At 72.2% G+C, this 12,129-nt stretch carries 11 protein-coding genes; 7 read left to right on the top strand and 4 right to left on the bottom strand.

All coding sequences use genetic code 11. The features are described 5' to 3' along the window. Positions 1-765, bottom strand: a complete 765-nt coding sequence (locus SM452_RS03410) for an SDR family NAD(P)-dependent oxidoreductase (RefSeq protein ID WP_262013198.1) — start codon at positions 763-765, stop codon at positions 1-3. A 171-nt stretch (positions 766-936) separates the two neighbouring features. Here SM452_RS03410 and mshA point away from each other — a divergent pair, with 171 nt between their 5' ends. The 3 genes from mshA to SM452_RS03395 all read left to right on the top strand — a co-directional run bounded on the left by mshA (position 937) and on the right by SM452_RS03395 (position 3,911). Next, positions 937-2,298 (top strand): D-inositol-3-phosphate glycosyltransferase, encoded by a 1,362-nt coding sequence (gene mshA, locus SM452_RS03405; RefSeq protein WP_262013197.1) that lies wholly within the window; start codon positions 937-939, stop codon positions 2,296-2,298. A gap of 51 nt (positions 2,299-2,349) precedes the next feature. Next, positions 2,350-2,883 carry a type III secretion system chaperone family protein gene (locus SM452_RS03400; RefSeq protein WP_318335835.1) on the top strand — a complete coding sequence of 178 codons (534 nt, stop codon included), beginning with the start codon at positions 2,350-2,352 and terminating at the stop codon, positions 2,881-2,883. A gap of 188 nt (positions 2,884-3,071) precedes the next feature. Then, complete coding sequence (locus SM452_RS03395) at positions 3,072-3,911, top strand: hypothetical protein (RefSeq protein ID WP_463839274.1); 840 nt, start codon at positions 3,072-3,074, stop codon at positions 3,909-3,911. Between the two features lie 374 nt (positions 3,912-4,285). On the opposite strand, the gene SM452_RS03390 is transcribed toward SM452_RS03395, so the two are convergent. Then, complete coding sequence (locus SM452_RS03390; RefSeq protein WP_355511535.1) at positions 4,286-5,536, bottom strand: MFS transporter; 1,251 nt, start codon at positions 5,534-5,536, stop codon at positions 4,286-4,288. A gap of 80 nt (positions 5,537-5,616) precedes the next feature. Beyond that, complete coding sequence (locus SM452_RS03385; protein ID WP_355511537.1) at positions 5,617-6,942, bottom strand: MDR family MFS transporter; 1,326 nt, start codon at positions 6,940-6,942, stop codon at positions 5,617-5,619. A 151-nt stretch (positions 6,943-7,093) separates the two neighbouring features. On the opposite strand from SM452_RS03385, the gene SM452_RS03380 reads away from it, so the two are divergent. Next, positions 7,094-7,861, top strand: coding sequence for a phosphoglyceromutase (locus SM452_RS03380; protein WP_262013192.1), 768 nt, complete (start codon positions 7,094-7,096; stop codon positions 7,859-7,861). A 46-nt stretch (positions 7,862-7,907) separates the two neighbouring features. On the opposite strand, the gene phoU is transcribed toward SM452_RS03380, so the two are convergent. Further along, positions 7,908-8,552 (bottom strand): phosphate signaling complex protein PhoU, encoded by a 645-nt coding sequence (phoU, locus tag SM452_RS03375; RefSeq protein ID WP_262013191.1) that lies wholly within the window; start codon positions 8,550-8,552, stop codon positions 7,908-7,910. A gap of 201 nt (positions 8,553-8,753) precedes the next feature. On the opposite strand from phoU, the gene SM452_RS03370 reads away from it, so the two are divergent. From SM452_RS03370 to SM452_RS03360, 3 genes are all read left to right on the top strand, one after another. Next, entirely contained in the window at positions 8,754-10,046 is a 1,293-nt protein-coding gene (locus SM452_RS03370; protein ID WP_463839273.1) for a sensor histidine kinase, read from the top strand. Between the two features lie 21 nt (positions 10,047-10,067). After that, complete coding sequence (locus SM452_RS03365) at positions 10,068-10,751, top strand: response regulator transcription factor (protein WP_030272198.1); 684 nt, start codon at positions 10,068-10,070, stop codon at positions 10,749-10,751. Between the two features lie 755 nt (positions 10,752-11,506). Beyond that, positions 11,507-12,082: a hypothetical protein gene (locus tag SM452_RS03360; protein WP_463839272.1), complete on the top strand. Its 576-nt coding sequence runs from the start codon at positions 11,507-11,509 to the stop codon at positions 12,080-12,082. Positions 12,083-12,129 lie beyond the last annotated feature (47 nt).

Raw genomic sequence — 12,129 nt, 5'->3', positions numbered from 1 at the left:
TCACGACGTCCGGTGCACCTTGTGCTGCGCGGCCTGGGCCAGCGGGCGCACCACGAGCCGGTCGATGTTGACGTGCTGCGGGCGGGTCGCGCACCAGGCGACGCAGTCGGCGACGTCGTCGGCCACCAGCGGTTCGGCGACTCCGGCGTAGACCGCCTCGGCCCGGTCGGTGTCACCGCCGAAGCGGACCAGGCCGAACTCCTCGGTCTTCACCATGCCGGGGTCGATCTCGATCACCCGGACCGGCCGGCCGCACAGTTCCAGCCGGAGCGTGCCCGCGATCGCGGTCTGCGCGTGCTTGGCGGCCGTGTAGCCGCCGCCGCCCTCGTAGACCACGTGCCCGGCGGTGGAGCTGACGATGACGACGGTGCCGGCGCCGGAGCGCTCCAGCGCCGGGAGCAGCGCCTTGGTGACGCGCAGCGTGCCGAGCACGTTCACGTCGTACATCCATTGCCAGTCGCCCACGTCGGCGGTCTCGACCGGGTCCAGGCCGCGGGCGCCGCCCGCGTTGTTCACCAGCAGCGTGACCGGCCCGGGGGCGGCCTCGGCGGCGGCGGCCAGGCCGGCCACCGACTCGTCCGAGGTCACGTCGCAGGCCACCGCTGTAGCCGCGCCGCCGGCCGCCTCGATCTGGGCGACCAGCGCGGCCAGCCGGTCGGTACGCCGGGCGGCGGCCAGCACGTGGAATCCCTCGGCGGCGAGCCGGCGGGCGGTGGCCGCGCCGATCCCGCTGGACGCCCCGGTGACGATGGCGACTGAAGTCATCCGGACATTGTCTCCCGTCCCCGGGCCCTGCGGCGGGATGAGGTCCGTCACGCCCGGGACCCGGCGGAAAGCATTTCCGTACCCCGATGGGGAAGATGACATCCGGCACACGGGTTGACCGAGAAGCGCCGGTCGTGCGGGACGGCATCAACCGTGACAGAGGGAGCGGACGTGGCGGATTTGCACACCGGTGTCGGTCGTCAGCGAGGTGCCCTTCCGTGGCCGCGGCCCCGCCGTATCGCCACCCTGTCGGTGCACACGTCGCCGCTGCACCAGCCCGGCACCGGTGACGCGGGCGGCATGAACGTCTACATCCTGGAGGTGGCCCGGCGGCTGGCCGAGGCCGACGTCGAGGTGGAGATCTTCACCCGGGCCACCGCCGGTGACCTGCCCCCGGTGGTCGAGGTGGCGCCCGGGGTGTCCGTCCGGCACGTGACCGCCGGGCCACTGGAGGGGCTGACCAAGGAGGAACTCCCTGGTCAGCTCTGCGCCTTCACCGCCGGGGTGCTGCGGGCCGAGGCGGCCCGCCCGCCGGGCCACTACGACCTGATCCACTCGCACTACTGGCTCTCCGGCCAGGTCGGCTGGCTGGCCAAGGAGCGCTGGGGCGTACCGCTGGTGCACACCGCGCACACCCTGGCGAAGGTCAAGAACGCGCGCCTGGCCGCCGGGGACCGTCCCGAGCCGAAGGCCCGGGTGATCGGTGAGGAGCAGGTGGTCACCGAGGCGGACCGGCTGGTCGCCAACACCCGGGTCGAGGCCCGCGACCTGCTCGACCGGTACGCGGCCGAGCCGGACCGGGTGGCGATCGTGGAACCCGGCGTCGACCTGGACCGGTTCCGTCCCGCCGCGGGTGACCGGGACGCCGCGACCCGGGCCGCGCGCCGCCGGCTCGGCCTGCCGACCGACGGGTACGTGGTCGCGTTCGTCGGCCGGATCCAGCCGCTGAAGGCGCCGGACGTGCTGGTGCGTGCCGCCGCCGCGCTGCGTGAACGGGATCCGGCGCTGGCCGACGAGCTGACCGTGGTGATCTGCGGCGGGCCCAGCGGCAGCGGCCTGGACCGGCCCACCGCCCTGATCGAGTTGGCGCACGCGCTCGGCATCGCCGACCGGGTGCGTTTCCTCCCGCCGCAGACCGGCGCGGACCTGCCCGCCCTCTACCGCGCCGCCGACCTGGTCGCGGTGCCGTCGCACAACGAGTCGTTCGGGCTGGTCGCGCTGGAGGCCCAGGCGTGCGGCACGCCGGTGCTGGCCGCCGCCGTGGGCGGCCTGGTGACGGCGGTACGCGACGGCGTCAGCGGCATGCTCATCGACGGGCACGACCCGGTCGACTGGGCCCGCGCGCTGGCCCGGCTGCTGCCCGATCCGGTACGCCGTGCCGCGCTGGGCCGCGGCGCCGAGCGGCACGCCCGGGACTTCTCCTGGCACCGCACCGCCGCCGGCCTGCTCGCGGTCTACGGGGAGGCGATCACCGAGCACCGGGCCCGGCTGGCGCGGCGGCTCGGCGAACCGGCCGCGCTGTGCTCCTGGTGATCTCCACCGGCCACCGGGCGGCCCCGGTACGCCGGTCGTAGAGTGGGTGCGATGAGCCGCAGGAGTGAGGTCGCCGCGCTGATCGAGTCCGTCTGCGCGGAGCGCGAGCTGGAGTGGGAGTCCACCGGCGAGGCGTCGTACGCGGTGACGCTGCCCGGCACGCACAAGCTCAAGACGATCTGCAACCTGATCGTGGGTGAGCACGCGCTGCGGGTCGAGGCGTTCGTGATGCGTCAGCCGGACGAGCGCCGCGAGGAGCTGTGGGCGTGGCTGCTCCAGCGCAACGCCCGCATGTACGGCGTCTCGTTCTCCATCGACGCGGTCGGCGACGTCTACCTGACCGGGCGGGTGAACCTGGCCGGGGTGGACGCCGACGAACTGGACCGGCTGCTCGGTTCCGTGCTGACGTACGCGGACGAGTCGTTCGACAGCATGCTGGAGATCGGGTTCGGTACCGCCATCCGCCGGGAGTGGGAGTGGCGGGTCAAGCGCGGCGAGTCGACAGCGAACCTGGCCGCGTTCGCGCACCTCTTCGAGCCTTCCGCCGCTGCCGGATCGTCCGCCGGAGGTTCGGAGCCCTCCTGACGGGTATGCCGCCCCGCGCGGTGCGGAGCACTGGGACCCACCGCGGGCCGAGGACGGACTGTCGAGGAGCGTGTCCCATGGCTCAGCGCAACAGCTCAGGTCGCGGCACGACTGCGACCCGGACCAAGCGGCAAACCGGCAATCAGACGCCGAACACCCCGAGGGTGTCGGAGTCGGCGATCTCCCGGATGAAGGTGGACGACCTCCGCAGCCAGCTCAAGCGGCGCGGGGTCTCCGGGATCTCCGCGCTGCGGAAGCCGGAACTGGTGAAGACCCTGGCGCGGGCGATGCGCGGGGAGGGCGGCGCCGCCCGGCGGAGCACCGGCCCGGCCGGTCGGCCGTCGGCGACCCGCAAGAGCACCGCCGCGAAGAAGACCACTGCGGCGAAGCGGACCACGTCGGCCCGCCGGAGCGCCACGTCGCCGGCGAAGGCCGCGCCGGCCGCACGCGTCACCGGCGCCAGGGCCAAGGCGACGGGTACGCGCAAGGCGGCCCCCGCCCGCGCCAAGGCGACCTCGTCGCGGGCGAAGGCGATACCGGCTCGGGCCAAGGCGGCTCCGGCTCGGGCGAAGGCGGCCCCGTCGAGGGCGAAGGCTGCTCCTTCGCGCGCCAAGGCGGCGCCGGCTCGGAAGGCGTCGTCCGCCCGGGCCCAGGCGGCACCGACCCGGGGCCCGGCGTCCAGCCGGTCGATCGGGTCGTCGCAGCTCATCACGTCGCTCGCGGACCGGCCGGAGCGTCCGGGCCGGAGCCTGGTCACCCGTAACCACGAGGTGATCCAGCGCTGGGCGCGGGCGCGGGGTGCGAAGCCCGCCACCATCGCCGGCACCGAGCGCGAGGGCCGGGCCGGGGTGCTGACGTTCAACATCCCCGGGTACCGGGAGAGCAGCCGAATCCGCGAGATCACCTGGGACGACTGGTTCCGCACGTTCGACCTGCGGCGGCTGAACCTGATCTACCAGGAGCAGATGCGGGACGGCCGGCAGAGCAACTTCTTCCGGACCGAGAACCCGAATCGCGAGGACGGCTGAGGTTTACGGGAATGGCCGACGGGAACGCCGTGTTTGCCACTCCAGGGACGACGACACGGACAGCCGGGTTTCCGACACGGGTGCTGTGACGGGCAAGACAGCGTTCTGGGTTGAATCCGGAATCCGGGCGAACTAACTTTATTGCACCGCGTCACGCTTGTTTACGTTCGGGGGAGCGGTGGATCGATCAGATCCGCGCAGGCGAGACGCGAAGATCGGGTGGAGCACGCCGTTGGGGGACGGTGCCACCCGTGGAACCGGCGGCGCGAGCGGGCGACGCTTACGGGGGTGAGTGTCGCCCGCCGCCGCCGGGCGTACGGTACGAGCGCCCATCTCGACGGGGGTCGGGGTGGGCGCTCTGCCGTTGCCTTCCCTCAGTGGGCGGACCTGACCGGTTCCGCGGCCGCCGCCCGCAGCGCGGCCACCCGCCGTTCCCGGCGCGGCCCGGCGAGCAGGTGCCCGGCGGCGGCCAGCAGGCCGAGCGTGCCCACCACCAGCCAGTGCCGCTCGCCCAGGTGTTCCAGGCTGAGCCCGCCGAGCGCCGGTGCCACGAACGACGCGGCCGGGAACGTCAGGTAGAACACCGACTGGTAGCGGGCGCGCAGCTCGGGCGGCGCGAGGTACGCGTTGATCTGTGCGTTCGGCGGCGCGGCGAGCATCTGCCCGACCGTCCAGACCACCGCTGCGCCGAGGTAGAGCGGCAGCCCGTCGGCCACCGTCAGCGCGCCGAACCCGAGCGCCATCAGGCCGGTGGAGACGGCCAGCACGCTCGACTTCCGGTACGGCTCGATGAGCCGGGGCACGAACAGCTGCCCGGCCACGATGAGCGCCCCGCCGAGCGCCACCACCAGCCCGTACGCCGACGGGCGCAGGCCGTCCTCGCGCATCGCCAGCGGCATGATCGTGGAGGTCTGCATGGTCAGCACGGCCAGCAGGAACGTCAGCCCGACGAACACCAGGAACGTGCGGTCGGTGAGCGCGGTGTGCAGCCCGGGACGGCGTCCCACCACCGCCCGTGGCGTGAACGCGGGCCGCCGGGTGAGCGTCTCCGGCACCTTCAGCGCGATCACCACCGCAGCCGCCAGCGTGGCTCCGGCGTCGACCAGGAACAGCGCCGTGAAGCTCGCCTCGGCGAGGATGCCGGCCAGCAGCGAGGCCACCGCCATGCCCAGGTTGAACGCCCAGAACTGCAGGTTGAACGCGCGGGAGCGGCGCGCCTCGGGCACCACGTCCACGATGGCGGCCACGAACGCCGGGCTGGGCATCGAGTGCGCCACCCCGACCAGCGTGGCGAGTACGGCGATCGCCGCCAGGTGCGTGCTGAACGCCAGCGCCGCCATCAGGACGGCGGCGGCCAGGTGGGCGGCGAGTAGCGTGGCCCGCCGGCCCCACCTGTCGGCCAGGACGCCGCCGAGCAGCGTGCCGGCCGCACCGCCGATCCCGTACGCGCCGACCACCAGGCCGGCCAGCGACGGCGGGGCACCCCGCGCGGCGGTCAGGTAGAGCGACAGGAACAGCAGCGCGAACGCGCCGGCCCGGTTGATCAGCAGGCCGGACCAGAGGTACCAGAACGTGGCCGGTAGTCCGCCGGCCGTGTCGTCCCACCAGCGCCGCAGGCCGTGCACCAGTCCTCCAGGAAGGTTTCCTTACCGATTCCTTCCCGTACCGTATCCACCCGCCTCGGGGCGGCTGCGTCGGGGCGTACTCAGGAACCGGACCGGACCGGGGCGGCGGGTGCGGTGGCCGCGGCCTCGCCCGCCTCGGGCGCCGGGGACGCGGTGGCGGTGACCGGCGTGACGGGCGTGCCCACGGCGCGCAGCGCGACAGCGCGGCGCTCCCGGGCCGGGCCGGAGATCAGGTGGGCGACCGCCGCCACGACGCCGATGCCCGCGCAGCCGAGCCAGAGCGCGCTGTTGCCGGCGTGCTCGCGGACCAGGCCGCCGAGGATCGGCGCGGCGGCGCCGGCGAGCTGCCAGGACAGCGAGAAGACGCCCTGGTAGCGGCCGCGCAGCGCGGCCGGGGACAGCTCCGCGATCAGGGTGGCGTTGGACGGCGAGTTGAGCATCTCGCCGAGGGTCCAGATCAGCACGGTCAGGCCGTAGAGCCAGACCGTGTCGGCGAGCGCGGTGAGCCCGAACCCGGCGCCCATCACCAGCGACGCGAGCGCCAGCACGTGCGAGCGGCTGCGGCCCTTGATCAGCCGGGGTACGAACAACTGGCCCACCACGATGAGCACGCCGTTCAGTGCGATCACCGAGCCGTACGTGGCCGGGCTGAGCCCGGAGTCGCCCATGGCGATCGGCAGCATCGAGATGTGCTGGAGGAACACCAGCGCGGCGAGCAGGTTGAGCGCGACGAAGCCGAGGAACACCCGGTCGGCGAGGATGGTGCGCAGCGCCCCGGCCGGTGCCGGCATCCCCTTGACCGGGAGTGCGGTGACCGGGCCGCGGGTCTCGCCGACCTTGGCGAAGATGATCAGTGCGGTCACCAGTGTGGTGGTCGCGTTCACCAGGAACAACAGCAGGTAGCTGCCCTGGGCGGCGAAGCCGGCGAGCACGGCGGCGCAGGCGAAGCCGAGGTTGATCGCCCAGTAGTTCAGCGAGAAGGCGCGCAGCCGGTCCTTGTCCGGCACCACGTCGACCATCATGGCGCCGAAGGCGGGGCGGGCCGCCTCGGCGAACGCGCCGAGCAGCAGCGCGCCCACCGCGACCGCCCAGAGCGGGCGGGCGAAGCCGAGCGCGATCATCATGCCGGCCGCGCCGACGTGCGCGACGAGCAGCGTGGGCCGCCGTCCCCAGCGGTCGGTCAGCGTGCCGCCGATGGTGGTGCCGACCGCGCCGCCGGCGCCCCAGAGGCCGATCACCAGCCCGGCCTGGGCGGCGGAGAAGCCGCGTTCCTGGGTCAGGTAGATGGCCAGGAAGATCAGGACGAACGAGCCGAGCCGGTTGATCAGCGTGCCGGCCCAGAGGTACCAGAACGTCCGTGGCAGGCCACCGGCTGTGTCCTGGAACCAGCCCCGTACCGTCCGCATCCCGACGCCCCCCGAATGGTAATGACCGACCTCTTTAATGCGCCTTACAACCTAGTGCCGGGCCGGAGCCGTGGTCATCAGGTTTTCCACGTGGTGGTCGTCACCACAGGTCGCCGCGTGTCCGCCCGCGTCGTACGGCAGGATGATCGGCATGACTGCGAGCGAGGGGCCCACCGTCGGGACGCTGGTCCTGCTGCGGCACGGCGAGAGCGACTGGAACGCCAAGAACCTCTTCACCGGCTGGGTCGACGTCGACCTGACCACCAAGGGGGAGACCGAGGCGCGGCGCGGCGGCGAGCTGCTGCGCGAGCACGGCCTGCTGCCGGACGTGGTGCACACGAGCCTGATGCGCCGAGCCATCCGCACCGCCGAGCTGGCGTTGAACGCCGCCGACCGGCACTGGATCGCGGTGCGCCGGTCGTGGCGGCTCAACGAGCGCCACTACGGCGCCCTGCAGGGCAAGGACAAGAAGCAGACCCTCGACGAGTACGGCGAGGAGCAGTTCATGCTCTGGCGCCGCTCGTACGACACGCCGCCGCCGCCGATCGACGACGCGGACGAGTGGTCGCAGGTCGGCGACCCCCGGTACGCGCTGCTGCCGACCGAGCTGATGCCGCGCACCGAGTGCCTCAAGGACGTCGTCGAGCGGATGCTGCCCTACTGGTACGACTCGATCGTGCCGGACATCCTGGCCGGCCGGACGGTGCTGGTGGCCGCGCACGGCAACTCACTGCGTGCCCTGGTCAAGCACCTCGACCAGATCTCCGACGAGGCGATCGCCAAGCTGAACATCCCCACCGGCATCCCGCTGCGCTACGACCTGGACGCCGACCTGCGTCCGCAGGTGCTCGGCGGGACGTACCTGGACCCGGAGGCGGCCAAGGACGCCGCCGCCGCGGTCGCCAACCAGGGCCGCTGACACGGCGTGGGCGGGGCCTCCCCCGAGGCGGCCCCGCCCACGGTTCTCAGCCGGACGTCGAGCCGGTGATCAGGTAGACCACGTGCTCGCCCGCGTTCACCGCGTGGTCGGCGAAACGCTCGTAGAAGCGGCCCAGCAGCGTCGCGTCGATCGCCGTCTCCACCCCGTACGGCCAGTCGTCGCCGAGCAGCACGCCGAACAGGCTCTTGTGCAGGTCGTCCATCGCGTCGTCGTCGCTGTCCAGTTCGGCGGCCACGTCCGCGTCCGGCTTGGCCAGCACCGAGCCGATCTTCTCGGCCATCCGGTCGGCGATCCCGGCCATGTCGGTGAAGACCGGCCGCAGCTCCGCCGGCACCGCCGGGGACGGGTGCCGGCGCAGCGCCGTCTTCGCCACGTGGTCGGCCAGGTCGCCCATCCGCTCCAGATCGGCTGCCACGTGCAACGCGGTGATCATCGCCCGCAGGTCGGAGGCCACCGGCGCCTGCCGGGCCAGCAGGTCACAGACCCGCTCCTCCACGTGCCGGTAGAGGTCGTCGATCTCGGCGTCCCGCGCGATCACCGTCTCGGCGGCCGTCCGGTCGGCGGTGAGCAGCGCCTTGGTGGCCTGCCGCATGGCCGCGCGTACCGCCTCGGCCATGTCCACCAGCAACTGGCTGACAATCTGCAGGTCGGCCCGGAACTCGTCGCGCATCGTCACTTCCTGGGGTCGGTGGCCGCCACCCCCGAGGGGTACGGCAGGAGCAGGTGCGCGCCCCACGCTAGGCCGAACGGTCGGCACCAGGGTGAACGCGGATGAACGACGCTGGGCCCGCAGGTGAACTTTGCCGAAGGCGAGAGTGGTTCGTCCCTTTGTGCCCGATACCCGGGTTAACAATGACCCTACGATCGCCGGGTGGAATGGGCGGTGGCCGTCGTGGTGGCCGGAGCGCTGGTGACCGGGCTGGTCGCCGGGGCGCTGCTGTCCGGACCCGTTGACGAATGGCGGCGCCGCCGGGCGTCGCGGGGCGGCGGGACACTCCGCCGTGACGCAGGGAGGGCGACGATTCCGGACGAAGCGCAGGGGGGCCTATCCGGGCTCGGCCGCAAGACGATCGACTCGCTGCGCGCGGGCGTGGTGGTGCTCGGCCCGGACGACGTGCCGGTGCTGGTGAACCCGGCCGCCCGGGCGATGGGTCTGCTCCGTACCGGGGCGGCGCCGGGGTCGATCGCGGCGCACCCGTTGATCCGTACCCTCGCCGGGCAGGTCCGCCGCACGGGCGTGCGGCGCGAGATAGAGCTGGACCTGCCGCGGGGTCGCGACGGCGGCGGCGACAACCCGCTCGGCGTGCACCTGCGGGCGATGGGACTGGGCTCCGGCTACATCTCGATCGAGGCGGTCGACGTCACCGAGTCGCACCGTCTCGCGCGGGTACGCCGGGACTTCGTCGCGAACGTCAGCCACGAGCTGAAGACGCCGATCGGCGCGCTGCAGCTGCTCGCCGAGGCGCTCGTCGACGCCACCGAACCGGCCGCCGACGGCGCGCCCGACCTGTCCGAGGACCTGGTCGCCGCGCGGCGGTTCGCCGAACGGATCCAGCACGAGTCGACCCGGCTCGGCCGCCTCGTGCAGGAACTGCTGGAACTGACCCGCCTCCAGGGCGCCGAACCGCAGCCCGCGCCCGAGCCGGTCTCGGTGGACTGGGTGCTCGCCGAGGTCGTCGACCGCACCCGCACCGCTGCTACCGCGCGCCGGGTGGAGATCGCCGTCGGCGGGCAGCGGGGCCTGACCGTGTACGGCAGCGACAGCCAACTCGCCACCGCTGTGGCGAACCTGGTGGAGAACGCGATCAACTACTCCGGCGAGGACACCACGGTACGGGTGACTGTCACCGGCACCGACGAACACGTCGAGATCGCCGTGGCAGACCAGGGCATCGGTATCGCACCGAACGAGGTCGACCGGATCTTCGAGCGCTTCTACCGGGCCGACCAGGCTCGCTCCCGGTCCACCGGCGGCACCGGCCTGGGCCTGGCCATCGTCAAACACATCGCCAGCAACCATGGCGGCCGGGTGGACGTGTCGAGCACCCTTGGTGGGGGGTCGACGTTCACTCTCCGGCTGCCCGCACGCCCCCCGGACGACCTGGAGACGACACTCGCCTCCGCTGGGATCGAGGCCGGCCCGGCCGAGCTCCGGCAGGTCTGACCACAGGAAAGGAAACACCCGTTGAGCCGCGTACTGGTGGTCGAGGACGAGGAGTCGTTCTCCGACGCCCTGTCCTACATGCTCCGCAAGGAGGGGTTCGAGGTCTCCGTCGCCGCGACGGGCCCCGCCGCCCTCACCGAGTTCGACCGGACCGGCGCCGACATCGTGCTGCTCGACCTGATGCTGCCGGAGATGTCCGGCACCGAGGTCTGCCGGCAGCTCCGCCAGCGCTCGCACGTGCCGATCATCATGGTCACCGCGCGGGACAGCGAGATCGACAAGGTGGTCGGGCTGGAGATCGGCGCCGACGACTACGTGACCAAGCCGTACTCGCCGCGTGAACTGGTCGCCCGCATCCGGGCGGTGCTGCGCCGCCAGAGCGCCGAGTCGAACGAGACGGGCGCGCCAACGCTCGCCGCCGGCCCGGTCCGGATGGACATCGAACGGCACGTGGTGACGGTCGGCGGCGCCGGGGTGCAGCTTCCGCTCAAGGAGTTCGAGCTGCTGGAGCTGCTGCTGCGCAACGCCGGGCGGGTGCTCACCCGGGGTCAGTTGATCGACCGGGTCTGGGGCGCCGACTACGTGGGCGACACCAAGACGCTCGACGTGCACGTGAAGCGGCTGCGCTCCAAGATCGAGCCGGAGCCCTCCGCCCCGCGCTACATCGTCACGGTCCGAGGCCTGGGCTACAAGTTCGAGCCCTGATTCCGCCGCCGCGCGTCGAGCCCCTTTTCCCCGATCTTGCACTTTGGTGCCCCGTAAACCGCGCGAATGGGGCGCACGGAGGGCGCAAACTGCAAGATCGCGGGGCTCGTCGGCGGCCGCTTCGCTCCCCGTCCAACGCGCCCTACCCGGTCGCGTCGATCATGAACTTGGCGGCGCTTGGTGTCCGGTTTGTCGCCGCTAACCTCATGATCGACTGCCTGGGGGCGGGGGTCTGTGGTGCCGCCCGTGCACGCGAGCCCGCCCCACGCGCCCTCCGCCGCCTCGGCGACCCGAGCCATCCGTAGATCTTGGTACGAAACGGCCCCCACGAGGGCACTTTCGTACCAAGATCTACGGCTGTTCCTGAAATGCGGACATGTGTCTCGGTGGTGCCGGGTCCGGGGGCGTGTGGGTGGGGGTGTTCGGTTCGGGGGTGGTGGGCGGCACTCTGAGCGCGGAATCGTGGGCGGGTGGGTGGCGTTGTAACCGGGTGAACGACCGAGCACCGGCCGCGCCCCTGAGAGGCCGGCAGGCCTGTGGGAACAGACCCGGGGGGCTGGTCGTTGAACACGGTTCCGGCGACGTGAGCCGGCCCGGGAATGATGCCGGGGCCGAGGTCGTTGGACATGCTTCCGGCGCCGCGCAGAGGCACCCCATGCCCCGCGAGCAGCCGGGATCCCCCGAAGACTTTCTGAGCGCCTGACGGTGCCCACGCATCCCCCCGGGTGCGTCGACCCCCGAATGGAGCACTTGTGATGAACACGATTCTGCGTAAGAGCGTTCTGGGTATTGCTGGTCTGGCTTTCACCGGTGGCGTGTTCGCCGGTCCGGTCGCCGCCCACGCCGCAGACACCACCACCCATACCAAGCCGGTTGCGGTGACGGTGCAGGGTGACAAGCTGATCCCGCACGGTGTGCAGGGTGAGCAGTCGCGTATCGAGTTGAACGACGAGCAGACCAAGAACGTGAAGGCGATCATCGCGGCGACGAAGAAGGCCGGCATGGACGAGCGTGCCGCGGTCGTCTCGATCGCCACCGCGTTGCAGGAGTCGAAGCTGGAGAACCTCGGCCACCTGGGTGACCGTAACGACCACGACTCGCAGGGCCTGTTCCAGCAGCGCCCCTCCTCCGGTTGGGGCACGGTGGAGCAGATCACCGACCCCGAGTACTCGACGACGGCGTTCCTGAAGGGTCTGAAGCAGGTCGACGGCTGGCAGGACATGCCGCTGACCAAGGCCGCCCAGACCGTCCAGGTGTCGGCCTACCCCGACCACTACGCCCAGTGGGAGCAGCAGGCCGCCGACCTCGTCGCCCAGCACTGGAACAAGTAAGAGCGACCGGCAATAGGTTGGGATCTGGACAGTAGGGCGCCCCGGGG

Source organism: Micromonospora sp. SYSU B005, from assembly GCF_055362685.1.
The sequence above is the reverse complement of the archived record's forward strand: the minus strand, read 5'-3'. Positions and strand labels throughout refer to the sequence as shown.

Coding starts and splice junctions, on each gene's coding strand:
- phoU (WP_262013191.1), bottom strand. CDS start 8,552: ATGCGCGACGAGTTCCGGGCCGACCTGCAGATTGTCAGCCAGTTGCTG.
- SM452_RS03385 (WP_355511537.1), bottom strand. CDS start 6,942: ATGCGGACGGTACGGGGCTGGTTCCAGGACACAGCCGGTGGCCTGCCA.
- SM452_RS03380 (WP_262013192.1), top strand. CDS start 7,094: ATGACTGCGAGCGAGGGGCCCACCGTCGGGACGCTGGTCCTGCTGCGG.
- SM452_RS03410 (WP_262013198.1), bottom strand. CDS start 765: ATGACTTCAGTCGCCATCGTCACCGGGGCGTCCAGCGGGATCGGCGCG.
- SM452_RS03395 (WP_463839274.1), top strand. CDS start 3,072: ATGAAGGTGGACGACCTCCGCAGCCAGCTCAAGCGGCGCGGGGTCTCC.
- SM452_RS03400 (WP_318335835.1), top strand. CDS start 2,350: ATGAGCCGCAGGAGTGAGGTCGCCGCGCTGATCGAGTCCGTCTGCGCG.
- SM452_RS03360 (WP_463839272.1), top strand. CDS start 11,507: ATGAACACGATTCTGCGTAAGAGCGTTCTGGGTATTGCTGGTCTGGCT.